Annotated in this window: 18 protein-coding genes, 2 pseudogenes and 2 CRISPR repeat arrays; of the genes and pseudogenes, 6 read left to right on the forward strand and 14 right to left on the reverse strand. The window is 71.3% G+C overall.

Translation table 11 applies throughout. The features are described from left to right. The first annotated feature begins 28 nt into the window (after positions 1 to 28). Positions 29 to 1,708, forward strand: a complete 1,680-nt coding sequence (locus tag ACLF5H_RS02040) for an ABC transporter family substrate-binding protein (RefSeq protein WP_421674354.1) — start codon at positions 29 to 31, stop codon at positions 1,706 to 1,708. On the opposite strand, the pseudogene ACLF5H_RS02045 reads toward ACLF5H_RS02040, so the two are convergent. The 11 genes and pseudogenes from ACLF5H_RS02045 to ACLF5H_RS02095 all read right to left on the reverse strand — a co-directional run bounded on the left by ACLF5H_RS02045 (position 1,669) and on the right by ACLF5H_RS02095 (position 14,158). Continuing rightward, positions 1,669 to 2,480 (reverse strand): annotated as a pseudogene (locus ACLF5H_RS02045) (DUF1684 domain-containing protein). The gene ACLF5H_RS02040 and the pseudogene ACLF5H_RS02045 overlap by 40 nt on opposite strands. Further along, positions 2,472 to 2,942: pseudogene (locus ACLF5H_RS02050) on the reverse strand (LLM class flavin-dependent oxidoreductase); the annotation flags it as partial. The pseudogenes ACLF5H_RS02045 and ACLF5H_RS02050, both read right to left, overlap by 9 nt. A 25-nt stretch (positions 2,943 to 2,967) precedes the next feature. After that, positions 2,968 to 3,228: an integrase core domain-containing protein gene (locus ACLF5H_RS02055; RefSeq protein WP_421674423.1), complete on the reverse strand. Its 261-nt coding sequence runs from the start codon at positions 3,226 to 3,228 to the stop codon at positions 2,968 to 2,970. A 146-nt stretch (positions 3,229 to 3,374) separates the two neighbouring features. Continuing rightward, positions 3,375 to 4,441: direct repeats of the CRISPR family, unit length 29 nt; unit sequence CGGTTCACCTCCGCCTGCGCGGAGCGGAC. 18 nt (positions 4,442 to 4,459) lie between these two features. Beyond that, on the reverse strand, positions 4,460 to 4,777 hold the full coding sequence (gene cas2e / locus ACLF5H_RS02060) for a type I-E CRISPR-associated endoribonuclease Cas2e (protein ID WP_421674355.1): 318 nt from the start codon (positions 4,775 to 4,777) through the stop codon (positions 4,460 to 4,462). Between the two features lie 24 nt (positions 4,778 to 4,801). After that, positions 4,802 to 5,716, reverse strand: coding sequence for a type I-E CRISPR-associated endonuclease Cas1e (gene cas1e, locus ACLF5H_RS02065; RefSeq protein ID WP_421674424.1), 915 nt, complete (start codon positions 5,714 to 5,716; stop codon positions 4,802 to 4,804). A gap of 71 nt (positions 5,717 to 5,787) precedes the next feature. Next, positions 5,788 to 6,480 carry a type I-E CRISPR-associated protein Cas6/Cse3/CasE gene (gene cas6e, locus ACLF5H_RS02070; protein ID WP_421674356.1) on the reverse strand — a complete coding sequence of 231 codons (693 nt, stop codon included), beginning with the start codon at positions 6,478 to 6,480 and terminating at the stop codon, positions 5,788 to 5,790. Next, positions 6,477 to 7,352: a type I-E CRISPR-associated protein Cas5/CasD gene (cas5e, locus tag ACLF5H_RS02075; protein ID WP_421674357.1), complete on the reverse strand. Its 876-nt coding sequence runs from the start codon at positions 7,350 to 7,352 to the stop codon at positions 6,477 to 6,479. Before cas5e ends, cas6e begins: the two co-directional genes overlap by 4 nt. Further along, positions 7,349 to 8,542 (reverse strand): type I-E CRISPR-associated protein Cas7/Cse4/CasC, encoded by a 1,194-nt coding sequence (gene cas7e / locus ACLF5H_RS02080; protein ID WP_421674358.1) that lies wholly within the window; start codon positions 8,540 to 8,542, stop codon positions 7,349 to 7,351. The genes cas5e and cas7e overlap by 4 nt, the downstream gene beginning before the upstream one ends. A gap of 68 nt (positions 8,543 to 8,610) precedes the next feature. Next, a complete protein-coding gene (gene casB / locus ACLF5H_RS02085; RefSeq protein WP_421674359.1) occupies positions 8,611 to 9,348 on the reverse strand; it encodes a type I-E CRISPR-associated protein Cse2/CasB in 738 nt (245 codons plus the stop codon). A 66-nt stretch (positions 9,349 to 9,414) separates the two neighbouring features. After that, on the reverse strand, positions 9,415 to 11,007 hold the full coding sequence (gene casA, locus ACLF5H_RS02090) for a type I-E CRISPR-associated protein Cse1/CasA (protein WP_421674360.1): 1,593 nt from the start codon (positions 11,005 to 11,007) through the stop codon (positions 9,415 to 9,417). A 217-nt stretch (positions 11,008 to 11,224) separates the two neighbouring features. Continuing rightward, positions 11,225 to 14,158, reverse strand: coding sequence for a CRISPR-associated endonuclease Cas3'' (locus ACLF5H_RS02095; RefSeq protein ID WP_421674361.1), 2,934 nt, complete (start codon positions 14,156 to 14,158; stop codon positions 11,225 to 11,227). 215 nt (positions 14,159 to 14,373) lie between these two features. Next, a CRISPR array of direct repeats spans positions 14,374 to 16,352; the repeat unit is 29 nt; unit sequence GTCCGCTCCGCGCAGGCGGAGGTGAACCG. Between the two features lie 87 nt (positions 16,353 to 16,439). On the opposite strand from ACLF5H_RS02095, the gene ACLF5H_RS02100 reads away from it, so the two are divergent. Beyond that, the gene (locus tag ACLF5H_RS02100; RefSeq protein WP_421674362.1) at positions 16,440 to 16,604 is read left to right on the forward strand and encodes a hypothetical protein; all 165 of its coding nucleotides are present in this window, start codon (positions 16,440 to 16,442) and stop codon (positions 16,602 to 16,604) included. A 47-nt stretch (positions 16,605 to 16,651) separates the two neighbouring features. Continuing rightward, on the forward strand, positions 16,652 to 16,993 hold the full coding sequence (locus ACLF5H_RS02105) for a hypothetical protein (protein WP_421674363.1): 342 nt from the start codon (positions 16,652 to 16,654) through the stop codon (positions 16,991 to 16,993). A gap of 197 nt (positions 16,994 to 17,190) precedes the next feature. Here the strand turns inward: ACLF5H_RS02105 and ACLF5H_RS02110 are convergent, their stop codons facing one another. Then, on the reverse strand, positions 17,191 to 17,382 hold the full coding sequence (locus ACLF5H_RS02110) for a hypothetical protein (protein WP_421674364.1): 192 nt from the start codon (positions 17,380 to 17,382) through the stop codon (positions 17,191 to 17,193). A gap of 1,628 nt (positions 17,383 to 19,010) precedes the next feature. On the opposite strand from ACLF5H_RS02110, the gene ACLF5H_RS02115 reads away from it, so the two are divergent. Both ACLF5H_RS02115 and panD read left to right on the forward strand, forming a co-directional pair. Continuing rightward, a complete protein-coding gene (locus ACLF5H_RS02115) occupies positions 19,011 to 19,325 on the forward strand; it encodes a hypothetical protein (protein WP_421674365.1) in 315 nt (104 codons plus the stop codon). A 105-nt stretch (positions 19,326 to 19,430) separates the two neighbouring features. Then, positions 19,431 to 19,850, forward strand: a complete 420-nt coding sequence (gene panD, locus ACLF5H_RS02120; protein WP_421674366.1) for an aspartate 1-decarboxylase — start codon at positions 19,431 to 19,433, stop codon at positions 19,848 to 19,850. Between the two features lie 492 nt (positions 19,851 to 20,342). Here panD and gndA read toward each other — a convergent pair whose 3' ends face one another. Continuing rightward, the gene (gndA, locus tag ACLF5H_RS02125) at positions 20,343 to 21,782 is read right to left on the reverse strand and encodes an NADP-dependent phosphogluconate dehydrogenase (protein WP_421674367.1); all 1,440 of its coding nucleotides are present in this window, start codon (positions 21,780 to 21,782) and stop codon (positions 20,343 to 20,345) included. A 270-nt stretch (positions 21,783 to 22,052) separates the two neighbouring features. On the opposite strand from gndA, the gene ACLF5H_RS02130 reads away from it, so the two are divergent. Then, positions 22,053 to 23,045, forward strand: coding sequence for a M23 family metallopeptidase (locus ACLF5H_RS02130; protein WP_421674368.1), 993 nt, complete (start codon positions 22,053 to 22,055; stop codon positions 23,043 to 23,045). On the opposite strand, the gene ACLF5H_RS02135 is transcribed toward ACLF5H_RS02130, so the two are convergent. After that, entirely contained in the window at positions 23,035 to 24,141 is a 1,107-nt protein-coding gene (locus ACLF5H_RS02135; RefSeq protein ID WP_421674369.1) for a DMT family transporter, read from the reverse strand. The two genes, ACLF5H_RS02130 and ACLF5H_RS02135, sit on opposite strands and share 11 nt — an antisense overlap. Between the last annotated feature and the right edge of the window lie 201 nt (positions 24,142 to 24,342).

Consider the following 24,342-nt stretch of genomic DNA (forward strand, 5'->3'; position numbering starts at 1 on the left):
TTTCCGATTTCCGAAGGAACCCTCCACCATGCGCACCAGACTGGCCCTGCCCGTCGCCCTGCTCGCCGCCGTCTCCGTGACCGCCACCGCGTGCCAGTCCTCGGCGAAGGACTCCACCGGATCGGACGCGAAGAACACCCCCAAGGCCGCGTCGTCCGTCGCCGACTACGACCCGACGCCGTACGACCGGATCAAGGACGGCGGCACCTACACCTCGGTCGGGACCTTCGACGACCAGGGCAACCCGTTCAACGTCAACTCCACGCTGACGGCGTCCCGCGTCTGGTCCTGGTACAACGCCGACGCGATCACCTACTCGCCCACCGGCGAAGTGCAGTACAACCCGGACTACTTCAGCGATGTGAAGGTCTCCGTGGCGGGCGGCAACCAGAAGGTCACGCTCACCATCAACCCCAAGGCCGTCTTCAACGACGGCACCCCCATCGACTGGACCGCGATCAAGGCCACCTGGAAGGCCGATAACGGCTCGAACAAGGCGTACGCCGCCTCCTCCACGGACGGCTACGACCAGATCACCTCCGTCGAGAAGGGCGCGAACGCCAAGCAGGCCGTGATCACCTTCAAGGGGGTGTACCCCTCCTGGTCGAGCCTCTTCACCACCTTCCTGCACCCCAAGGCCGCGACGGTCGGGAACTTCAACAAGGCGTACGTCAAGAAGGCGCACCCGGAATGGGGCGCGGGGCCGTACACGGTCGGCACCTGGGACACCCACTCGGGCGACATCACCTTCGTCCGCAATCCGAAGTGGTGGGGCAAGAAGGGCAAGCTGGACAAGCGCATCTACGTCAACCTGGAGTCGACCGCCGCCGTCAACGCCTTCAAGAACGGGCAGGTGGACAACGTCTCCGCGGTCGACGCCGAGAGCCTCAAGCAGATCAAGGGGCTCCCGGGCACGGAGATCCGCAGCGGCGGCAGCCCCTTCGAGTACTCGCTCTACCTGAACTCCAAGTCCCCTGTCCTCGCCGACCCCGCCGTGCGCAAGGCCATCGAGGAGAGCGTCGACCGCGCCCAGATCGCGAAGATCCAGTTCCAGGGCCTGGACTACAAGGAGCCGCTGCCCGGATCCGCCATCCTCTACAGCTTCCAGAAGGGCTACCAGGACAACGTCTCGGCCGTGCTGAAGTACGCCCCGGACGAAGCGAAGAAGGCACTGGACGCGGCCGGCTGGAAGCCCGGGAGCGACGGCATACGCGTCAAGGACGGCAAGAAGCTCGAAGTCGGCTACACCCTCCTCGGCGACGCCCCGCTGGACAAGGCGACCGCGGGCGCCTTCGCGGCGATGCTGAAGCCGGTCGGTATCCGCCTCGACATCAGGAAGGCCGACGAGTCGGACTTCTCCAAGATCCTCAGCGACCGCAAGTTCGATCTGTTCCTGTCGGGCAACCGCTCGATGGACCCGTTCGGCGCCCGCTACCTGTGCGACTTCTACTGCTCCGACCGCGACTCCAACATCACCGGCGCGGGTACGCCCGCGCTCGACAAGGAGATCCGCGCCACCACCGAGATCGCCGACCTCGGCAAGCAGGCGGCGGCTGCCAACCAGGTCGAGCGCGAGGCGCTGCGGCAGTACGCCTTCCTCCCGCTGTTCAGCGGCCCCTCGACGTACGGCGTGAAGAAGGGCCTCGCCAACGTCGGCGCGACCATCTTCTACAACCCGCTGCCGGAGACGGTGGGCTGGCAGAAGTGAGCCCGCGCGGGTCGATGCCGTAGAGCGCGCAGAAGCCGCCCCGCCTCGATCGCCACCGGCAGCCGGTTCTCGGCCGGTGGCAGCGGGCAGGTGGCCAGGTCGGTGTAGGCGCACGGCGGGTTCGCGGCGCGGTTGAAGTCCAGGAGGACCCTGCCGTCGGCGGCGGGCGGCCCGACGGCCAGGACCCGGTTGGCCGCGTAGGCGGTCACCCCGGAGGTCGCGTCGGTGAACAGCACCATCAGCCGCCCGGCGCCGTGCCCGGGGAACGCGGTCAGGGACAGCGCGCGCCCGTCCAGCTCGAACTCGATCCGGCCCGGGGCGTCGTACACATGCTCAAGCCCCTCGACGGCCGCGCCCACGGTGGTCGGCCGCGGCTCGTCGAAGGGGACGTACCGGCCGGTCACGGCCCAGCGCGGGTCGGGGGAAGAGGCGGGCGTTCCGGCGAAGGCGGTGCGCAGCGGCGCGTCCGGATGCCGGGGCGCACGATGTCATGGCCACCCCGCCTGGCGACCTCGATGACGGCGTCGCCCCAGACCGCGTCGACACCGCCACGCTCCCCCTTGCCGAGGAGTACGACGACCCCGTCCCGGCCGCTGTGCCACGCCCCCGGCGCGTCGGGGAAGCGCCGCGGCCGGTCGTCGAGCCAGTGCGGACCGGTGATGGCCAGGAACCCGTGCGGATCGGCGAGCCTGGTCTCATGGCCGCGGTACCAGCGCTGCCAGTCGTCGGTGAAGTCCCGGGAGCCACGGGAGCCTTGGGAGCATCCGGCCAGTTGGCCGAGGAGCGCCCAGGTGCGGCGGCGATCGGCGTCCCCCGCGATCTCGGTGGCACCGGCGTCGCGATAGCGCCGCACCTCGGCCGCGACGGTCTTCTCGTCGCCGATCACGGCCAGGTCGACGGCCCGGGCGTAGGACGGGAACTGCTCGTAGAACGCGAGGCTCTCGGCCAGCTTCGCCCGCACCGCGTGCACGTCGTCCGTGACCACGCCGGGCACCAGGGCGACGACCCTGGGCGCGGGACATCCGGCGGCCCGCGCCGCGGCGGTCACGGCCGGGACGATGTGCTCCGCCAGATACGGCAGGATCCCGTCCGCCAGCTCACCGCTGACCCGCAGCGCCTGCGGCCCCATCGCGGCGACCAGCAGCGGCACGCCGTCCTCGGCACCCGCGACCCGCGCCGGGACCGGAGTGGTCGCGGTGAGCAACTCACCGTGGAAGTCGGCCGCGCCGGTCTGAACCGCTCCGGGATCGCTGGAGGCTCTATGCGCCGACTCCAGCCGCCGGTTGGGGCTGGTGTTGAGCGTAGAGGTTGGTCTCGTGCTCGTGGGGCGGGATGTCTCCGATCGCGGTGTGGAGGCGCTTGTTGTTGAACCGGTCGACCCATTCCGCGGTGCCGAGTTCGACGTCGGCGAGGCCCGTGCCAGGGCCTGCGGGGCGTGCTCGGCTCGGTCGTGTACAGGCCGATCTGGGATTCCATGAGCGCGTTGTCCAGGGCGTCGCCGACGGTACCGATCGAGGCATCGATACCCGCCGCGATCAGGTGTGCGGTGAACGCCAGCGGGAGTTCCGGAGCGGTCGCGGCGCCACGGGGCCATGTCGAGGACGTCGAGGACGAGCTTGGCCCGCTTGCCGGTGGCGGCGGACCAGCCCACGATCGCCCGGGAGAACGGTTCACCTCCGCCTGCGGGGAGCGGACACTCCCGCCCACATCCGCACCTTGCCCCACAGCGGTTCACCTCCGCCTGCGCGGAGCGGACGGCTCCGCAGTCGTCATGGGCCGCGACGACGCCGGTTCACCTCCGCCTGCGCGGAGCGGACCGGGGGGCAGGTCAGGCATGGGTGTTCTCCGTCGGTTCACCTCCGCCTGCGCGGAGCGGGCATCGCCGGGGGGTCCGCGTGGGCTCCGGCGGGCGGTTCACCTCCGCCTGCGCGGAGCGGACTCCATCGCGACGGGGATCATCACGGCGATCTTCGGTTCACCTCCGCCTGCGCGGAGCGGACGTCTTCAGTCCGTATCCGGCGTCCCGCCATGCCGGTTCACCTCCGCCTGCGCGGAGCGGACGTTCCGGGAAGTAGTCGGAGAGCAGTACATGCCGGTTCACCTCCGCCTGCGCGGAGCGGACGATCTGCCGGCGTTCCAGTACACCGTGCGCGAGCGGTTCACCTCCGCCTGCGCGGAGCGGACCGCCCCGTGCGACGCGGGTCCAAAATCCAGTGCGGTTCACCTCCGCCTGCGCGGAGCGGACCGGCATCCGGGGTGGACGCGTTGGTGTGCGGGCGGTTCACCTCCGCCTGCGCGGAGCGGACCTCGCCGCGGGGTGTGCTGGACGGTCCGGTCACGGTTCACCTCCGCCTGCGCGGAGCGGGCCGTACGAGGGAGAGGGCATGTCAGTAGCTCCACGGTTCACCTCCGCCTGCGCGGAGCGGGCTAGCTGGTGTTCGACTTGAGCCCGGTGAAGTCCGGTTCACCTCCGCCTGCGCGGAGCGGGCCGCTCCATCGGCGCGTTCAAGCCCAAGCAGGTCGGTTCACCTCCGCCTGCGCGGAGCGGGCTTTTCCAGCTCCGCGAGGGCGCCGTCCTGCACCGGTTCACCTCCGCCTGCGCGGAGCGGGCCCCGGCTCGTCCTCGGTGCCCTTGGCCCGCTTCGGTTCACCTCCGCCTGCGCGGAGCGGGCGGCCGCGCGCACTACGGTTTCGAGACCGGCTACGGTTCACCTCCGCCTGCGCGGAGCGGGCCCTTCGTGGCCTGCGGTTCTATAGGGTCTTTGCGGTTTCTTGACTTGTGGGGAGGCGTTGGAAGGCGATGAGGGTGAGGCCGTCGAAGTCGAGGGGGTCGCGGCGTTGGGGGCCGGCTGTGTGGAGGGTGAAGCCTTGTTCGTTGGTTGCGGGGTAGGCCAGGACGGCGCTTCCTTCGGTGAGGCAGGCGGTGAGGTTGTTCCAGAGTTCGGTGCGGACGCGGGCCGAGATGGTGCCGATGTAGAGGGTAGGGGTGACTTCGAGGAGCCAGCGGGTGAGGGCGCCGCGCAGGTGGTCGGGGACGGCGGTGGCGGAGATGACGGTCATGGCGGGCACAGGCCGGGATGCTCCTGTCGTGGGTCAGGCGTGGTTGGTGCCGCCGGGGAGGGGGCCGGTGACGGGATCCCAGAGGTCGACGAGTTGTTCGTCGGGGATTTCGTCGGGGTCGGGTTGGGGGCTGTCGGGGGCGAGGAGGGTCTGGAGGTCGCGGACGATGCGTGGCATGAGGCGGAAGAGGCGCAGGCCGTCGCGGAAGGAGCGGCGGGCTTCTGCTTCGGGCCGGTCTGAGGTGTTCAGGGAGAACGCCAGGGGGATGGTGAGTTCGGCTTTGTAGAGGTCGGCGATGTCGTAGACGAAGGCTTGCTGGTTGCCGCTGTGGACGAATCCGAGGGCGGGGGAGCAGCCGAGGGCGACGATGGCGGCGTGGACGATTCCGTACAGGCAGGTGTTGGCGGCGGACAGGGCGAGGTTGACGGGGTCCTGGGTGTCCCAGGAGTCGGGGTCGTAGGAGCGGCGGAAGCGTTGGATGCGGTGCTGTCTCGCGAGGAGTTTGTAGAGGGCTTTGACGCGTTGTCCTTCGAGTCCGCGCAGTTGCTGGAGGGTCGCTCCTGGCGGGGCCTGGCCGGGGCCGAAGCGGTGCTCGTACATGGCGGTGGCGATGGCGAGGCGGCGGGTGTCGTCGGCCCAGGCGCGGGCCTGGTGTTCGAGCCAGGTGGTGGTGAGGGTGCCGGGGACGGTGGCGGCGTAGCAGCGTACGCCGCCCATGCCGGTGATCAGGACCGTGGTGCCGTGGCGGGCGAAGGTGGCCAGGGCGGGTGCGGTGATGGAGGTACCGGGGCCGAGCAGGACGCAGGCGAGGGAGGCGGTGGGGAGGTAGACGGTCTCGGTGCCACGGCGTTGGGTGGTGATCTCCGCGCAGACGCCGGTGTCGTCCTGGTGGACGCGGACGATGTCGAGGTAGAGGAAGGAGAGGCTGTCGACGACGCGGGGCAGCATGGCGACGGTGGGTGCGGCAAGACGGCGACGGCCCCCGCCGTGGGGGCCGGGAGCCGTCGCGGGGACGGTGGTCATGCGGGATCCGGGGCGGGGGCGATGCTGAGGAGTCCGCAGCCGTATGCCTTGCCGCGTCCGATGCCGCTGAGGACGGCGGTGCGCAGCAGGTCGGGGTCGGTGACGGTGGCGGTGCCGTCGAAGCGGACGCGGTGGTGGTGGATGCGGTTGCTGTGCTTGGCGCGGTCGGCGCGGGTGGTGTCGGCGGGGTACTGGCGGTCGCGGGCTGCGTCGACGGGCTGGGAGCGCAGGGTGAGGGTTTTCAGTCCTGCTTGGTCGGCCTGGCGGTGCCACCATTCGTCTGCGGCGGTGCCGTTGAGGGGGACGACGGCGGGGAGCTTGTAGTGGGCGCGGGTGGTGGCGCCGGGCTTGCGGACGGGGGAGGCGGTGCAGCGGTAGTGCAGGGTGCGGCCGGGCTGCAGGGCGTCGAGGAGGGCGTCGAGGGCGCGGGTGGTGAGGGTGGCGTACTGGGCGGGGAGGCGGGCGGGGTCGGGGGGCTGGTTGGACTGCAGCAGGAGGTGGCTGCCGCGGGGGGTGTCCTCGACGCGGAACAGGACACCGAAGTGGGCGCGGGCTTGTTCGGGGATGCCGTCGGGGAACAGGGACATCACGCGGCGGTGGAGGGAGGCGTGGGAGGTGCCGGCGCCCAGTTCCTGCTGAGCCAGTCGGGAGGAGGGGTGGGGGATGAGCCGGGTGAGGTAGAGGGTCACTGGATGCTTCCTTCCCGGGCGGGGTGGGCGGCGGGAGTGTAGGTGGGAGAGGTGTAGGCGGCGAGTCGGGTCAGTTGCCTGGTTCCGTAGTCGGCGCATTGGGAGGCGGGCAGGTTGAGGGTGCGCCGGTAGAGGGAGCGGGCCCGGTGGCGGCGGTGCGGGGAGCTGAAGTCGACGGGCGCGTCCAGGATGGTGGCGTGCTCCTGCGTGCCGTCGTCGGGTGTGCTGTGGCCGAGGGGGGCGGCCAGTCCGGTCAGGGGCTGGTCGGACAGGAACAGCACCGAGACCGTGGCGCCTTCGCCGTCGCCAGGGCCGGTCACGGCGTGGCGGGCGTGCACGGCGAGGGGGAGGTGGACGAGGTCGTGGAGGACGTCGGTGCTGCGGCCCAGGAGGAGCGGGCCCGCTGGGGGACAGGAGCGGCGGCCCAGGTAGGGGGGCCAGCGCGGGGACAGCAGGGCGTCGCTCCAGGAGGCGGGGGGGTCGGTGTGGTCGGGCAGGGTGAGGGCCACGGTGAAGGCGGCGTCCTGCAGGTACCAGCGGGTGCTGGTGAGGGTGGAGGTGTCGCTGTCGCGTCGTTTGCCCTCGGCGGTGACCACGGTCCGCTCGCGGCTCAGACCGCCTCCCACGGTGTGGAAGTCGCGCAGGTGACTGCCGGGACGGTCGGTGCGGACCGTGACCGACAGGGCGAGGTCGTCGAGGCGCTGGTGGCGGGAGCGGCCCAGGGCCGAGGCGAGGAGTCCGGTGATGGCGGAGCGGGTGGGGAAGGGCAGGGTGTCACGGTCGTCGAAGTGGCTGTGCTCGCCCCAGGACTGCAGGGGTGAGGCCAGCCGCAGCAGCAGGCCCGGCACGTGCGCCCGGCGGGGGGCGCTCACGCGGCGCTGTCCTGCCCGGCGGTCCGGACGTGGCCGACGGCTTTGGTGATGAGGGCGTCGAGGCCGTCGGCGCGCCGGCCGAGGGCGTCGGGAAGGTCTTTGAGTTCCGGGCTGGTCCAGCTCTGGTGGAGGAGGTGGCTGGTGCCGAGGAAGGAGCCGGCCGCTGCCGCGTACTGGGCGAGGGCGTCCACCGCGGGGGTGCCGTGGCCGCCGTGCGCGCCGGGGCGTACGGGCTCCTCGAAGGCGGCGGCGAAGGAGACGGGCCGGTCGCCGCGCACGGCGAAGTGGACGAGGTGGGGCAGGGTGTGGGGGGCGGTGGAGTTCTTCTTGGCCTGTGGCACGGCGAGGGTGAACGCGGTCAGGAAGTTGGTGAGGACCTCGTGGACGTCGGCGGTGCCGTCGGTCCCGGCGAGGTTGTGGGTGAGTTCTTCGAGGTCGATGGTGGCGTAGCGGTAGAAGGTCCCCGCGCTGAACTCGGCGTGGCCCATGTGGGCGCTGCCGGTGGTGTCCTGCCAGGTGGAGGTGAGGTCGTCGACCGCGGTGAAGTAGTCGAGGTCGGCGTCGGCTTCGTGGGTGGTCATGGCGTGCGCCACCTGGACGGCGCCGTCGACGCCCGCCCGGTCGACCTCGGCGAGCATGCGCCCGAAGAGGTTGATGACGTCGTTGCGGCTGCGCAGGATCGCGTCGACACCGGCCTTGGGCAGGGCAGAGGCTTTGGCCTCGCCCTTCTTCGTGATGTCCTTGGCGGCTTCCAGTGTCTGGCGGTGTTCCTCGGCGTAGTCGGCGAGTTCGCGCACGGCGGCCCGGGGGACGTAGACCATCGCGTTGGTGATCACATGATTGGGGACCGCGGTCCTGGTCTTCCCTTCGGTCTTCTCCTCGACCTCGAACTTGCCGACAGACGCGGCGATGTGGGCGCCCGCCCGCTCGGCGAGCTCCCGCGGCCAGCCGCGGTCCGCGAGTTCGCGGGTGACGGCTTCGCCGATGCGGCGGGTACGCAGCGTGCTGTTCCCGGTGATCCTCTCGAACTCGACGCGCGTCGCCCGCTTCCAGGACTGGCTGGAGACACGGGTGCGCAGCTTCGCGCCGTAGAGAACGGTCTTGACGGAGTTGGTGTCGTCGCGGTTGAGGTTCGCGAATGGTACGGACTGGATGATGTGGATGTCGAGGAACCGGGCGCGCGCGGTCATGGGAGGTCCTCCAGGGAAGTGGATGCGGCCGGCCGCCGAGGCTGCCGCGAAGTCGTTTGTGGGAAAGGTCAGTTGGGGTCGCCGGTCTCGTCGTCCTCGCCGTCGTGGCGGCGGGCGGCGGCTTCGATGGCGGAGTTCCGGATGCGGTAGAAGTCCTGGAGCCAGCGCCGGGAGACGGCCTTGGAGTACCGGGGCCAGGCCGCCAGGTCGGCCAGGAGGACGGCGAAGTCGATGTCGGTGTCGCCGGTGCGCAACAGGCGGACGCTGCCGGGCAGATGACGGTGGAGCCCCTCCAGGCTCTGCCGGGTCAGGAGGTTCAGGCGGGCTTCGGCCGTGTCCTGACGGACCCCGGTCTGTCCGCCCTGCGCGATGACGGCGCGGGCGAAGGAAGCGCCCAGGCTGTCCCGCCGGGCCCGCGCAGGCGCCTTCCGCTCTTCTGCGGGGACCGCCTCCTCGCCCGCCGTCGACGATGTCTTCGGCTCGTTGCCGGCGGCCGTCAACTCCCGTCCGTCGGGCTCCTGCGTCGTCTCGTCGACGTCGACGTCGGGGGCGGTGAAGGAGTGGCGGGGCCGGTCGGCGATCATCGCGGCCACGGCGTAGAAAGCACGCTCCTCCGCCTCCCCCCTCTCCTCGGGCAACCACGGGGCGACGATGCGGTGCAGGGAGCCGACGTCGGCCAGCCCGCGGCGCAGTCCCTTGCGCAGAGCGACCCGGACACCGGGATCGGCACCACATCTGGCGGTGATCTCTTCGACGTACGCGCGGTACAGGGAAAGCCGGGTGACAGGTGGGGCGGTGATGGTCATCGGGAGTTCCTCCGGGTGCGGCCGCTGCCGCCGGGCACGGCCGGCGGTCTGACGGACAGGGGCGGATCAGGAGCGCGGACGCCGGTTGCCGCCGTAGAGCTCGGTACGGGCGTCGGCGACAGCACGCGCACCGCGCTGGGTGTGGCACACCGGCTCGGTGACGCTCGCGTAGGCCCGTTCCGCGATCCGCAAGAACGCGCGCCTGGCAGCGTTACGGTCCAGTCCGGCCTCGACGAGGAGCGCGCCGGTCGGATCGAGGCCGTCGAAGCGGGACCAGAACTCCTCCTCGGCCTGCGGCCAGTACAGGGCGGCGGCCCGCTCTGCCCAGTTGTCGGCTTCCTTCGGCCTGGTCTCACGGGTGTAGAGCTGGCAGGCACGGCGCACCGCGTACTGCACGCGCCGCCCGTACAGCTCGCCGGTGCGCCGCAGCCAGCCGACCGCCGGCGCGACGGCCGGGTTGGTTTCCTCGGCCCGGTCAAGGACGGGCGGGGTCAGCCCGGCGACGAACTGCCGGTCCTTGGCCTGCCCGTCCTGCTCGAAGCCGAGAGCACGCACGGCCAGTGGCCTGTCCAGCACGTCGGAGACTTCCAGAGCATGGGAAGGGGAGAAGACTTCGGGGTGGCGGGCCTGGGCCGTGCCGCCGGGTTTGAGCAGCAGCAGGCCGTCGATGTCCCGCCACAGCGCACGCCCCGAATCCGCAGGCCGGGGGTAAGGGTTGCCCTGCTGGCTGATCTGCCAGATCAGGAACGGGTCGTCGCGTGGCAGACGCCCGTCGCGGTAGGCCCAGGTGATGAAGGCATCCGTCACGATGTTCTCGTCGTCCGGGTCGGGGATCAGGAGCAGGGCGTGCTGGGAGACGGCCGTCAGCCGCGAGCAGGGCCCCTGCACGGGGGGCGGCGGCGCGTCCGGGTCGGGCAGTTCCTCCCACTCCCACATGCAGCGGTCCGTCGTACGGCTCACCCGCGGGTCCGGGTGAAGGAGGCCCGCCAGGAGAGTCTCGAAGAGGGTGGAGCCCTCGGGATGGTAGGAGAGCGCGCCGCGCAGCGGGCCCGCCTTCATGTTGGCGCTCGCGGTTCCGCCGACGGTGCGGGCGGAGCCTCGTCCGGAGGGGCCGTAGTAATGCCAGGTCAGCAGGCTCAGGGCGGCTTCACCGGCGGGGACGGGGTCAGGGTCGCCGTCCTGGACATGGGTGAACCAGGCGTGGTTGTTGCCGGAAGGCCGGGTCGGCACCAGCTTGTTGACCCCGGCCGAACGCGCCGGATCGCACTGTTCTGCCAGGCGCGGATCCTGCATCCAGGGCCGCTCGCCGAACAAGCACAGCCGGTGCGCCCAGGCGTCGAAGTAGGCGGTGATGCCGTCGGCGGGCAGTCGGCCCGCGTCCAGAATGTTCAGCCGGCGCTCTGACCAGTCCTCGCCCGATCCGTCGTCGTCCTCATCCAGCGCGCACACCCGGGCGGTGAGCGCGTACAGCGTGCGCAGGACCGCGGAGTAGGCCGGCGGTTCGGTGATGGCGAGCGAGCTGATCTCGTGACTGCGTGCCAGCAGGGTGCGCAGTCCGACCAGCGGCGGCAGGTGCCGGCCGCCTGCTTGGGCGGCCGGAGTCCACAGGACCGGGATCCACGGTGCTGCGTCAAGGGGAAAGGCGGACACCGTGAACATCACGCTCCTGCGGTGGGCGGGTTGGCACAATGGGTGTCGAGGGCCCCGCGTGAGCGGGGGTGAACCGGGTGCGTGCCACAGCTCGCCGCCGGTGCTTCCCCTCTGCTCGCGCAAGCGGGCTCGTCCGGCCCACCCCTCGTCTCCCCCTGCCGAGGGGCGGGCCTGGTCCAATCATCCAAGGGTGCTTGGCATAGCTCAAGCGGTTCAGTGACCTCGGTCAAATTCGGTCGATTCCGGTCTCGCGCGTGAACTCGACGTGTATGCCGTTGAGTTGACCGCGCCAGACCGCACCCTCGCTGCCCTCCGCCGTACGGACCATGGGCACGAGGACGAGGTCACGCAGGTGGGTCTGCTTGCGCCAGGCCGCAGGAAGATCGGGCCGCTCGCCGGCCGGAGGCAGCCAACTGCCGGGAACGGGCACAGCGCGCGCGACGATCCGTCGCACCGCCGCCCGGTCCGGAGCACCCTTGCCCGGCAGCGGGAGTCGCCCGTCCTCGTCGAGCGAGACACCCCCCGCATCCTGGGTGAACAGCATGAGCAGGCGTCCGGTGTCGGCACCGAGCCGGGTGGTGAGCAACTCCGCGCTCATCTCCGCGGTGCCTTTGCTCAGGAGGGACAGATCACCGCGTACCGCATACGGTGGACTGATCCCGGTCATCACCGCCAGCGTCTCCTCCGCGATCTGAGCACCCGTCCGACGCTGGTCGAGTGCGTGCAGCCGCGCGGCCGCTTCGGCCTCCTCCTCACCGGCCTCCGTCAGCCGATCGGTGAAGTCCTGCGCGTACACGGCGTCCACGAGGTGCTGCACGTCCCCGGGAACAGCGATGCCCTGCCCTGCCTTCTCCCGTAGCAGGGCGGCCGAGCGCAGCAGAAGCGAGTGGTCGTAGACGTCTCCCCACAACCTGGGGGGCTCGGTCGCACCGTCCGGCCCGGTGGGCTCCAGGACGACCAGAGCGGGCCGCTCCTCCGCCCGCGCCCAGTGGGGCCGTCCGGCCGCCCCGCGGGCGTGGCGCCGTCCGCGGCCGGCGCGTTGCAGGAGCAGGGCCAGCGGAGCGAGGTCACTGACCACGAGGTCGAAGTCAAAGTCCAGTGACTGTTCCACGATCTGGGTCGCGACCAGGATCGACGCGGGCCGCGCACCGGGCTGTTCGTCCGGGCCGGGCTTTCCGTAGGCGAGCTCGCAGTCGGCGGTGATCTCCTGTCGCAGCAGGCCGGGGAAGCGTGAGTGAAGCAGCCGGATCCCGCCAATCCTGCGGGCCAGGGCCGGGAACGCCCCGCGGAGGTCGCGGAAGGTCCGTTGTGCCTCAGCGACGGTCGTGCAGCACACCAGCGCCGTCCCGCCGAACTCGGCCACGGGGGTGAGGACTTCACGTAGTACGCCGCGCCGCCCGCCCGGTTTCAGCCGGGCGTCGCTCTCATCGCAGTCCCAGGTCACCTGCCGCAGCGACAGGTCCAGGGTCCGTGGGCGCGAGGTCGCCACCGCGCGCGCATCCGACACCTCACCCGTCGCGGCGTCCGCGAACAGCCAGCCCGGGTATGCCGGTTGAATGTCGCAGGGCGCGGTGAAGGCGGCACCCCGCCGGTACGCGTCGACGAGGGAACTGGCGGAGCGGCCGGTCAACGTCGCCGAGAGCAGCACCACCGGGGCCCGCAACGCCCCCAGCCATTCCAGAAGGCGGACCATGAGCGTCTGCATCCACGGCCCGTAGGCATGCGCCTCGTCCACGATCAGCACCTTGTCCGACAGGCCGAACAGCCGCAGCGCGTTGAAGGAGACCGGCAGGACCGCAGCGAGAGCCTGATCGATCGTGCCTGCGCCCAACGGCGCGGCAAAACCCCGCTTGCCGCCCTCCCGCAGCCATGCACGCGCCTCCACCGCGGTGGCCGGAGCCGCGCTGAACTCATCGCCTGACGCAGCCGCGTCCTGCTCACCCTGTCCGACGGCCTCCTTGAGACTCCAGGTGTCCGTCGCGCGTCCGCCCTGGACGCCGTCCATCGCGGGGCTCAGCCAGGCCGCGCTGTGCATCAGCAGCAGGGCCCGCTCCCCGGTCAGCACGCGCTCGGCGAACGAGGCCACCCGCGGGAACATCTGGTCCGCGGTCGCCATCGTCGGCAACGCGAAGTACACCCCTCGCGCCCCCGAGGCCCGACCGAGCGTCGCGGCCGCGAACAGGGCTGCCTCCGTCTTCCCGTCGCCTGTCGGCGCTGTCACCAGTACCAGTCCCGAGCCTTCTTCCCCCACCAGCCCGGGCAGGACCTCCGCGATGTCCTGCTGCAATGCGTTCGGCGTGAACGGAAACAACTCCTCGAACTTCAAAGCCTCCTTACGCGGGAACTCGGTACGGCCCAGTCGCGCCGTCGCCACCACGCCGGGCGCGTCCCGCGCAGCCTGCCGGTAGTGCCCATGCAACTGTTCCGCACCGCCCGGCCACGTCCTGGACGGCAGACCGGGCAGGATCCACTCGACGCTGCTGGCCAGCCAGTCCGCCAACACGACCAGCCCGTACACCCGCACCGACGTCGCCGCCGACAGCTGCCCTGACGGCACGGTCTCGGCCCCCACCACCCGCCGAACCGCCTCAAGGTGGCGGCGCCGCTGCTCCTGCCACCCGCGCTGCCCCAGCCCCGCCTGATACTGCCCGGCTGCCGCGGCCTGCCGGGGCGGCACCACATCTGCGAAACACCCGTGGTGCCCGCCCAGCAACTGGGCCACTTGATGCGGCAGACTGCGCGCCTGCACCCGCGATACCGGATATCCGGCCTCCGCCAGCAATGACACCAACGCCCAGTGCGTCCCCAGCTCGTGCCGGAACCCCGCCGACCGCTCGGCCCCTGCCGCCGCAACGTAGCCCCCGTCGCCCGTCAGCGCCTTGAACGCATCCGGCACCTGCGCCTGGAACGGCGGCGTGATCTTCCCCAGATCATGCAGACCCGCCCACCACGCCAGCACCGCTCGCGCCTCGCCCACACCCAGCCCAAGCTCCCCCGCGACGCGCTCCCGTAACCGAGGGTGCGGCAGAACGTCCCACAGCGCGCCGAACACCGCTGCCACATCCAGCAGATGACAGATCAAGGGGTACGGATACGGCAGCCCCCGCTCCTTGCCCCACACCCGCACATCCACCTGGTCCGGGACCATCACATCGCTCATGCCGAGAACTTCTAGCAGCAGCCACCGACAACACGGCCCCACCTGCGGACTCCCCACCGCCGTCGCCATGCCGGAGATAGTCTGACTTCTGCCACCGCCGTGGCGCGTCTCTCTGAGACGCCGCGATTTGATCGAGCTCAGGGAGACTCTGATGCGCCGCAACAGCGTTGGTAAAGGGAGTGCCAACCCCCTCTGACGTCGCAGGTCAGGAAGGGGTCCGCTCCGCGCAGGCGGAGGTGAACCGGGGACTTCGGCCTCGATGCAGGCGTGGAGCCTGTCCGCTCCGCGCAGGCGGAGGTGAACCGTGCCGGCGCCCCGCCCCCCAGCTCACCAAGAGGTCCGCTCCGCGCAGGCGGAGGTGAACCGGCGGCGGAGTCCGGAGGCGTCGCGGCGGTCCGGTCCGCTCCGCGCAGGCGGAGGTGAACCGTGGGTGCCTGACTCGCACGCCGGGAGAATAGGGTCCGCTCCGCGCAGGCGGAGGTGAACCGCTGTTGTTCATCGGGGTGACTCTCCTCGGTTTGTCCGCTCCGCGCAGGCGGAGGTGAACCGGCGGCGCTGATGGTGAGCTTCATGCTGGACCCGTCCGCTCCGCGCAGGCGGAGGTGAACCGGAACTGCGGTCGGCGGTGCCCGGCCGGGCCTAGTCCGCTCCGCGCAGGCGGAGGTGAACCGCCGGTGGGGACACGCTGGTCGTTGGTCGGTGGGTCCGCTCCGCGCAGGCGGAGGTGAACCGGACGGTAGCCCAGTGATCTGCGCCCGCTGCAAGTCCGCTCCGCGCAGGCGGAGGTGAACCGAGGACCGGACGGGGCGCGAGCCCGAGGGGACAGTCCGCTCCGCGCAGGCGGAGGTGAACCGGAACGCGATGAACAACCCTAAGTTTGCCCGACGTCCGCTCCGCGCAGGCGGAGGTGAACCGAACATCTCGCTCTGGCTCCGCGTCGTCACCGTCCGCTCCGCGCAGGCGGAGGTGAACCGGAGTACCGCAGCATCACGCGGCGCATCTGGGGGTCCGCTCCGCGCAGGCGGAGGTGAACCGCCGATGACGGTTTCCATGACGCGAAATCCCTTGTCCGCTCCGCGCAGGCGGAGGTGAACCGGCGGCGACGGCGGCCGGGTCGTCGGGCACCAGGTCCGCTCCGCGCAGGCGGAGGTGAACCGCACTGGATTTTGGACCCGCGTCGCACGGGACGGTCCGCTCCGCGCAGGCGGAGGTGAACCGTGCTCGCGCGCGGCCACCGACTTACCCGAGCCGTCCGCTCTGCGCAGGCGGAGGTGAACCGAAAACCAGGGGGCCGACCCGCAGCCACCACCCGTCCGCTCCGCGCAGGCGGAGGTGAACCCGTCGAGCACGGTGCCGCGCCGGGCCAGTTCCGGTCCGCTCCGCGCAGGCGGAGGTGAACCGATTTCCGAGAACACGAACGGCGTTCTGACGAAGTCCGCTCCGCGCAGGCGGAGGTGAACCGCGGCTGCACATCGTCTATACCATCGTCGTCCTGTCCGCTCCGCGCAGGCGGAGGTGAACCGGCCGCACCATGACCGACGGCACGGTGTTCCGCGTCCGCTCCGCGCAGGCGGAGGTGAACCGCCGCGCGACCGGACGGTGGGGCAGTTCATGGAGTCCGCTCCGCGCAGGCGGAGGTGAACCGGAGCCGGACGTCGAGCGGCCCGGCGGCACGCAGTCCGCTCCGCGCAGGCGGAGGTGAACCGCCAGTCCTCGCGGGTCATTGCCCCGTGCTCGCGTCCGCTCCGCGCAGGCGGAGGTGAACCGCGGTAGCCGATCCAGTCGCAGAGGCGGCACTTGTCCGCTCCGCGCAGGCGGAGGTGAACCGGCCGCGTACGCGGCGCACCTCGTGCGTGGTGGGTCCGCTCCGCGCAGGCGGAGGTGAACCGACGACGGATGCGCAGCGTGAGCCGATCGAGACGTCCGCTCCGCGTAGGCGGAGGTGAACCGGCCGACGGCGTCGGGCCCGGGAGGGCCTCCGCGTCCGCTCTGCGCAGGCGGAGGTGAACCGGTCACCCGCATCACGGTGCTGCCGGTGTAGCCGTCCGCTCCGCGCAGGCGGAGGTGAACCGGACTCGACCAAGCGCACCCTGCGCACCACCGTGTCCGCTCCGCGCAGGCGGAGGTGAACCGGTGTAGCGATACCCCCGGACGTATCCGGGGACGTCCGCTCCGCGCAGGCGGAGGTGAAGTGGGGTTCATAGGGCCCGGTGACAGTGCGCTGGAGACCGCTTTCCCGCTTGAGGACCGCCTCGGCGCGTTCGCCGCGCTGGATGCGGCCATGCGCCAGGCCGGGGCGGTGCGGGCCACCTTCCCCGGGTGTGAGGACGAGGAGTTGGCGAGGCGGTTGTTCACGGCGGTGGGTGAGCATCTCGGGTTGTCGCTGGCGCGCCGGGAGATCGAGCGGGGGCTGCTGTCCGCGCTCCACCTGCCCTCGCCGGTGTGATCCGGTAGTCACAGGGGGCACCGTGCCCTCTCGGTGCGGCGCCCCCTGTGAGCGGTGTGGTGTCACTGGTCTTCGCGGTCATGGTGCACTTCACGGTCGTGCTGTCGCTGGAGCACGCCGCGCTCATGTTCGTGTTCAGCCAGTACGGGTCCCGGTCCAGCAGGCGCTGGTTCGCGTTGAAGGCCGCGAAGCCGGCCATCGATCCGCTGTTGTCGCTTCCGGAGATCGAGGACCGTCCGCAGACCTCCTTCCACGTCGGCGTATGGCCGTCGATGTTGAACAGGTGGACGGTGCTGCCCTGCTTGCTCGCAAAGGTCTGCACGCAGGCGTCTCCGCTGCTGACCGGGTTCAGGCCACCCGGGAGTGAGGGCGTCCCACCGCTGTTGTAGGTGGAGTTGAACGCGAACTCGTCGCAGTTGGGCTGGTCTGTCGTGCCGTTGAGGGCACTGGTGTCGCCGTTGGCCGCTGCCCATCCGGTCGGGCAGATCACCGTCCGGTTGCCGCTGATGTCACTGTCGGCCAGGAAGTACAGCGGCTTGCCGTTGGCCAGGCTGCCGGGGTGGTTGGTCAGCCTGTGCTGGATCAGTCAGGCGTGTGCCGAGGCCTGCGGGTACTTCGCCGCGTTGAACGTGTAGGTCGGCACGTAGTCGTGAAACACGCAGCCGATCGTCGGCGCCTGGCTGATGATCTTGGTGTTGTCGCACCGGATCTGGTCGGGAGCCCCGTTCTCCAGGTCGCCGTCCGCGACGTCCATGAAGACGGCGGGGGCCGACTGCACCGTCTGCCGGGAGCTTCATGTCGCCCGGCAGCGCGACCGCGACGCCGAGCTTCATCACCTCGTTGGTGGAGGACGGTCCGGTGAGCGTAGGTCCCCAGACATAGGACGCGTCCGACGTCACGGTGCGGTGGTCGCCGGGAACCCATGCGGCCACGCCCTGCCGGCCGCTGACGTTCTGGACGTTGCAGTTGCCGGAACGTCCACGTCGGTGACGCTGATCCGTTCGGTGATGTTCCCGGACTGCGGGTCGAGCTTGCGCTCGTTGACCACCAGTGCAGTCACGGTGCCCACGGGGGCGTTGTTGATAATCGCTTCCCACGACAGGACGTACGCCGAGCATTCCTCGAATGCGCGTGGTCCATATTCCCGCCGACGGGTTGGCTGGGTCGCAGTTGCTGACCAGGGAGGATGTCGCCGCGACCCTCTGTGTGCCGGTTCCACGGGGCAGGGTGAAGTCACGACCGCTGTAGGGCTCGGCCTTGCCGCACGTCTTCACTCTGTCCGAGGAGGTGGTGCGGCGGGTCGGGAACAACCCGGGGTCGGTGGAGCGGTCGCGGCTCGGGGCGACCGTGGTCGTCCACGGGCGGGCGGTGCCGGCGTGTTCGTGTACGGCTGGGCGGACTGGTCCGGGTTCACCGCCGAGGCGCCGGCGTTGGTCACGCCCTTGCTGAGCTTGACCCTCGGAGTGGTGGCCTGCCAGGCGCCGGAGGCGTCCTTCGTGCCCGGCCCAGCCGTGGGGGTTTTGCCGGACACGGGACGGGACGCTGCGGCGGTCAGGGGTGCCATTCTTGAGTTCCCGCCAGTCACGGGTGTTGGTCCTCTCACGCGGGTGGGCGTCCACCAGAGGTGACTCATGGATGGCTGCGAAATCCGTTCGATGACGCAGCACCTCCGGTTGTGGTCAAGCTGCGGGTGGGCTGACCGTCCGGTAGCACTGCGGTGTCACGGCATGCGCAACTCACCGGTGCGGAGCGAGAGTTCGTCGGACAGTCCCCGCCGGTCGGCAGATTCGGCCTGTGTTCGGATCGGTGCAGGAGCAGTTCGAGGGTGGGCGGTGCCGATGCGCCGCTGCCCAAGGCCGCCTTGGCCGCCGTGAGCCGTACGCCTCGTGCGGGGATTCGGGCCGCCAGTTCGGTGGCGAAGCGGCGGGCCCGGTCGCCCCAGTCGTCGCGGGCCATGCTGAAGTGCTGCAGGGTGTCCAGCAGAGTGCGTGCTTCGGAGAGCGTGAACAGGGCCAGGCGTTGTTCACACAGTTCCGGCGAGCGGCGAGCGGCGTGCCGTGGCGGAACACGCGCTGTTTCGCCGCGGGATGCTGTTCTTCCTCCGCAGGGCGGAAGAGCGAATCGCCGGTGTGCTGTGCCGTCTCGAAGGGGACGTGCTCGTGATACGGCTCGCCGGCGTCCTCGAAGGCGATCCGGGGCATCACCGGGGCACACGAGTTGCATCTGGACGACCTGCTCGCGGATCTGCCCAGGCCGGACGCACATGACGGGAGGTGAACGGGAGATATCCCGGGGGCGCACACGACCGACGGCGACGACGAACCGCCGTGGAGGCCCGACGTCGCCGCTGCGCGTCCTGGCGGCCGTCAGGCGATCACCTCGGCCGGTGACGGCACCTGGCTCACGGTGTGGACGATCTACCTCACCCGGTTCGGTGGGCTGAGCGCCTCCGAGTCCACCGTCGGTGCGACCGCTGGGGGCGCCCTGGCCGCCTTCCTCGGCGTCAGGAACTTCCGGACGTTCCTGCCCGTGGCCCTGGTGGCCAACGCCTGCGACACGGCACGTGCGGGCGTCTTCCAGGTCTACGTCATGGGACTGGCCGGCCACCGTGAACGTGTCGCGGAACTCGGCGAGCGGCATCCCTGGGCTCGCTGCCCGCCTGCGGCGTCCTCCTCCTGGCGAACTTCAGGGAAGTCAGCAAGTGGTCAGTATGAGTCCTGAAAAACCTGGGAGCAGCTGCCCTGACACGCGACTCGTTGTAGGGTGTGGAAACAGCCCTTGACCTGCAAAAACGCAGGCAGGGAGCCTACTTGTTGGAGTGCCCCGATGCTGCGTACCATGTTCAAGTCCAAGATTCACCGAGCCACCGTCACCCAGGCCGACCTGCACTACGTGGGATCCGTGACGATCGACGCCGATCTGCTCGACGCGGCCGATCTGCTGCCCGGGGAGCTGGTGCACATCGTGGACATCACCAACGGCGCCCGGCTGGAGACGTACGTCATCGAGGGGGAGCGGGGTTCCGGGGTCATCGGGATCAACGGGGCGGCGGCGCATCTCGTGCAGCCCGGGGACCTGGTGATCATCATCAGTTACGCGCAGGTCGACGAGGCCGAGGCGCGGGAGCTGAAGCCGCGGGTCGTGCATGTCGACGCCGCGAACCGGATCGTGGCCCTCGGTGCCGACGCCTCCGAGCCGGTGCCGGGTTCCGAGCAGCGGCGCGGCCCGCACGCCGTGACGGCCTGAGCCCGGTCGGCCCACTCGGGCGCCGCTCTCGGGTGAGTGGCCCGGCGGTGGTCGGGTAGGCGGGGGGCGACGTCCAGTGACATCGACGATCGCGCGGAGGACCTGATGACGAACCCGCACCCCGACCCCGTCCCACCGGGCCCCCCTCCCACCCCGGAGCCGCCCCCGCCCCCGGACCCGTACCCCAGCCCGGTACCACCTCCGCAACCCGGCCCCGGCCCCGAGCCGACCCCACCCTCACCCGGTCCGGGCCCGCAGCCGGCCCCGCCCGCGCCCGGCCCCCCGGAGCCGTCCCCCTCCCCGATCCCGCCAGGGCCGGAACCCGTACCGAACCCCGAACCGGGCCCACCCCTGACCACCTGAGACAGGGCCTGACACAGGCGCGCCCCTGGGGGGCGCGGCGAACTGCGCGAACGGCCGCGGCGAACCCGCGGCCGCCCACCGGTGACAGCTCTCCGCGCCCCCTAGGGGATCCCGCGCGCGACCACAGCGCTACGCCGAAACCTCACTCCGATCCCCGCCCCACAACGTGTGGAACGCCCCCTCCCGGTCCACCCTCCGATATGTGTGCGCCCCGAAGAAGTCCCGCTGTCCCTGCGTGAGCGCCGCGGGCAACCGGGGGGCGCGCAGCCCGTCGTAGTAGGACAGGGCCGCCGCGAAGCCCGGCGTCGGCACGCCCTGCCGTACCGCCGCGGCCAGCACCTCCCGCCAGTCGTCCTGGGCCGCCGCGATCTCCCGGGCGAACGTCTCGTCGGACAGCAGGCTGGGCAGGTCGGGGCGGGCGTCGTACGCGGCACGGATCCGGTCGAGGAACGCCGCGCGGATGATGCAGCCGGCGCGCCAGATCGCGGAGACGGCACCCTGGTCGATGTCCCAGCCGTACTCCTCGCCGCCCGCCGCGATCTCGTGGAAGCCCTGGGTGTACGACACGATCTTGGACGCGTACAGCGCCTGCTCCACCCGGTCCGCGAAGGCCGCCGCCTCCGCACCGCTCAGCGGCGCAGGCTGGGGACCGGCGAGATGGCGGGAGGCCGCCCGCAGCGCGGCGTGGCCGGACAGGGAGCGGGCGAAGACGGCCTCCGCGATGCCGGAGACCGGGACGCCGAGGTCGAGCGCGATCTGGACGGTCCAGCGGCCCGTGCCCTTCTGCTCGGCCTGGTCCACCACCACGTCCACGAACGGCTTGCCGGTCGCCGCGTCCACATGGGACAGCACCTCGGCGGTGATCTCGATCAGGTAGGAGTCGAGCCGCCCGGTGTTCCAGGTGCGGAAGATGTCCGCGATCCGCGCCGGCGCGTAGCCCGCCACATCCCGCAGCAACTGGTACGCCTCGCCGATGAGCTGCATGTCGGCGTACTCGATGCCGTTGTGCACCATCTTCACGAAGTGCCCGGCGCCGTCCGGGCCCACATGGGTCACACAGGGCGCGCCGTCCTTCGCCTTCGCGGAGATCTTCTCCAGCATCGGGCCCAGCGAGGCGTACGACTCCTTCGACCCGCCCGGCATGATGCTCGGCCCGTGCAGCGCGCCCTCCTCGCCGCCGGAGATGCCGGTGCCGACGAAGTGGATGCCCTGCTCGCGCAGCTCCCGCTCCCGGCGCCGGGTGTCCGCGAAGTGCGCGTTGCCCCCGTCGATGATCATGTCGCCGGGCTCCAGGAGCGGTGCGAACTCCTTGATCACCGCGTCCGTGGGGTCACCGGCCTTGACCATGATCATCAGTCGGCGCGGGCGCTCCAGGGCGGCCACGAACTCCTCGGCGGTCTCGGTCGGGACGAAGTCGCCCTCCTGTCCGAACTCCTTCACCAGATCGTGCGTCCGCGACGCCGTGCGGTTGTGCAGAGCGACCGTGTAGCCGTTGCGCGCGAAGTTCCGCGCGAGATTGCGGCCCATGACCGCGAGGCCGGTGACGCCGATCTGCGCTGAAGTGCTCATACCGCCTGCTCCCTGATCGCCTCGTGAGTACGGCCCCCGTGTGGTACGGGTCCCCGCCCATCCTGACGTGACCCCCGGGCGAGCGCACATCAGACTCGCCGTCCCCGGGAGCGGGCCGCGGGAGCCGACCGTGCCGGACCGGGGAGCGCCTCGTCAACGGCCGTACGATCATGGCCAGTTGGTGCCCATGGAAGGCCGAAACGCCGTCTTGTCGTGCCCGGTGCGCGGCGCATAGCTTTGCCCCTCCTGACGCATGAGGGGACCTCGCGCATGGCCCTAAGCGGCCGGCACCGCCGGTATCAGCCGAACAGGATCAACCGCGCCTCGCTCACGGTCACGGCGGGCGGCGCGGGCCTCGCGCTCCCGCTGATCGCCGCGGGCACGGCCGCGGGTACGGCCACCGGGGCGGACGCCCATACCGGCACCGAGGCCGGTTCCCCCGCGGGCCCGCGGGCCGACACCGGGGACGCGCCGCCCGGCCGGGCCCTCGACGCCTCCGCCCACGACGTGCGCCCCCAGACGACGCCCCAGTCCCGGGCCGGTCGCACCACGATGTACACGGTGGTCCACGGCGACACCCTCTCCGGCATCGCCGACGGGCATCACGTCCCGGGCGGCTGGCGGCGGCTCTACGCGGCCAACCGCGCGACCGTCGGCGCGGACCCCGACCTGATCCTGCCGGGCGAGCGCCTCGGCCTGCACCCCGGGAAGGCGCCCAAGTCCGGTACGAAGCAGCGGACTTCACACCCGGCGAAGCCGAAGGTCCACCACCAGAGCAAAACCACCAAGAGCACCAAGAGCACCAAAAGTACCCAGAGCGCCAAGGCCACCAAGAGCTCCAAGACCGAGACAAGTGCTCACGGGGTCGTCGCCCCGGTCCACGCGGCCATCGGCACCGGATACCGCGTGGCCGGCCCGTACTGGTCGAAGGGCTATCACACCGGCGTCGACTTCCTCGTGCCGACCGGCACCGCCGTGCACGCCGCCGAGGCCGGGGAGGTGGTGGCCGCGGGCTGGGGCGGCTCCTACGGGTACCAGGTGGTGCTCCGGCACGCCGACGGGCACTACACCCAGTACGGCCATCTGTCGGCCATCTCCGTGCGGGTCGGACAGCGCGTCGCCGCCGGTGGTCGCATCGCCCGCTCCGGGGCGACCGGCAATGTCACCGGCCCCCATCTGCACTTCGAGGTGCGCACCGGGCCCGGCTTCGGCTCGGACATCGATCCGCTCGCCTACCTGCGGGCCCACGGCGTCAGGATCTGACCCGCGGCCGTCGCCGGTGCGGGATCGGGCGGCGGGCGTACGGCGCCGTCGGCGCGGGCTCCCCGGGCGGTGCGGGCTCGCCCGCGTCCCCCGGGGCGGTGTCGGCCGCCGGGGCGAGGAGTTCCCGCAGCCCCCGCTCCGTGAGCGGTCCGTCGGCGTGGCCTCGTACGTCCTCCCCGTCGACCCGCTGCCTCGGCACCGAGGAGAGCACCGCGCCGGTGACCCCCTCGGCGGCGGCCGAAAGTTGCGGGGCCGCCGTCCCCGTCTCCTCCATCCGCTCCGTCGTCAGCATGATCAGCCCGCCCGCCGCCAGCACCCCGCACCCCAGGGCGAGCAGGGTGCCCGTCGTGCCGTAGCGGAAGGTCTCGCCGAACATGAGGATGCCGACGGCGGCGGCCAGCACCGGGTTGATGACGGTCAGGGTGGCGAGCGGCGCGGCCAGGCCGCCGCCCGCGTAGGAGGCCTGCGACAGCAGCACGCCGGCCACCGAGAACACGGCGATCAGCGCCAGTGAGAACAGGGTGCCGGGGGAGTCGAGGCCGCCGCCCCAGCCGACGGTGACGGACTTGGTGAACACCGAGGACATGCCGAACGCCGTGCCGGCGGCCGTCGCGAGCAGCACACTGCGCACCGCGGGGTGCCGGTGGGCGGCCCGGCCCGCGCACATCAGCGCCACCACCGCGCCACCGGTGACGATCGCGGCCGCCAGCCGCTGGGCGGCGTCCAGCGCGTGGTCCTGGGAGGAGCCGACCAGGGAGAGCAGCCCGGCGAGCCCGACGGTGGCCATCACGGCGCCCCGCCAGGCGGTCGCCCCGGCCCGGCGGCCGACGCACAGCGCGGCCAGGGGGAGGGCGAAGACGATGGTCAGCGCGCCGAGCGGCTGGACGATGCTCAGCGGACCGTAGGCCAGTGCCACCACGTGCAGCAGCCCGCCGAGGCCGTTGAGCGCGAGCGCGCCCCACCAACCGGGCCTGCGCAGCGGCAGATACGCGCTGGAGGGAGACGTCACGGCCACGCGCTCCTGCACGATCGCGCCGCCCGCGTAGCCGAGGGCGGACACGAGCGACAGCAGCACGGACAGCGCGAGGGCGCTCATCGTCCTCTTCCGCTCATCGGCGTCTCCTGTGCGTGCGGCGGGGGGCCTGGGCCCGGCGCGGCCTACGGTCGGCTTCCATGGTCAACACTCTGCCCGCCCGCGCTCTTCCCGTCGTCGTCCCTGAGCACGCAATGCGTCCTACTCCCGATGGAGTACACCGGTTCGGTGATCATCCCTCAGGTGGGTTACCCAGCGGGAGCC

Origin of the sequence: Streptomyces sp. LaBMicrA B280 (assembly GCF_049222185.1) — a bacterium.
In the GTDB taxonomy this organism is placed as follows: domain Bacteria; phylum Actinomycetota; class Actinomycetes; order Streptomycetales; family Streptomycetaceae; genus Streptomyces; species Streptomyces murinus.

Excerpts from the sequence above, each read along its gene's own strand:
- ACLF5H_RS02095 (WP_421674361.1), bottom strand. The coding sequence starts at position 14,158 with ATGAGCGATGTGATGGTCCCGGACCAGGTGGATGTGCGGGTGTGGGGC.
- casA (WP_421674360.1), bottom strand. The coding sequence starts at position 11,007 with ATGTTCACGGTGTCCGCCTTTCCCCTTGACGCAGCACCGTGGATCCCG.
- casB (WP_421674359.1), bottom strand. The coding sequence starts at position 9,348 with ATGACCATCACCGCCCCACCTGTCACCCGGCTTTCCCTGTACCGCGCG.
- panD (WP_421674366.1), top strand. The coding sequence starts at position 19,431 with ATGCTGCGTACCATGTTCAAGTCCAAGATTCACCGAGCCACCGTCACC.
- ACLF5H_RS02100 (WP_421674362.1), top strand. The coding sequence starts at position 16,440 with ATGCGCCAGGCCGGGGCGGTGCGGGCCACCTTCCCCGGGTGTGAGGAC.
- cas1e (WP_421674424.1), bottom strand. The coding sequence starts at position 5,716 with ATGCTGCCCCGCGTCGTCGACAGCCTCTCCTTCCTCTACCTCGACATC.
- gndA (WP_421674367.1), bottom strand. The coding sequence starts at position 21,782 with ATGAGCACTTCAGCGCAGATCGGCGTCACCGGCCTCGCGGTCATGGGC.
- ACLF5H_RS02040 (WP_421674354.1), top strand. The coding sequence starts at position 29 with ATGCGCACCAGACTGGCCCTGCCCGTCGCCCTGCTCGCCGCCGTCTCC.
- ACLF5H_RS02130 (WP_421674368.1), top strand. The coding sequence starts at position 22,053 with ATGGCCCTAAGCGGCCGGCACCGCCGGTATCAGCCGAACAGGATCAAC.
- cas7e (WP_421674358.1), bottom strand. The coding sequence starts at position 8,542 with ATGACCGCGCGCGCCCGGTTCCTCGACATCCACATCATCCAGTCCGTA.
- ACLF5H_RS02135 (WP_421674369.1), bottom strand. The coding sequence starts at position 24,141 with ATGAGCGCCCTCGCGCTGTCCGTGCTGCTGTCGCTCGTGTCCGCCCTC.
- ACLF5H_RS02055 (WP_421674423.1), bottom strand. The coding sequence starts at position 3,228 with ATGCCTCGATCGGTACCGTCGGCGACGCCCTGGACAACGCGCTCATGG.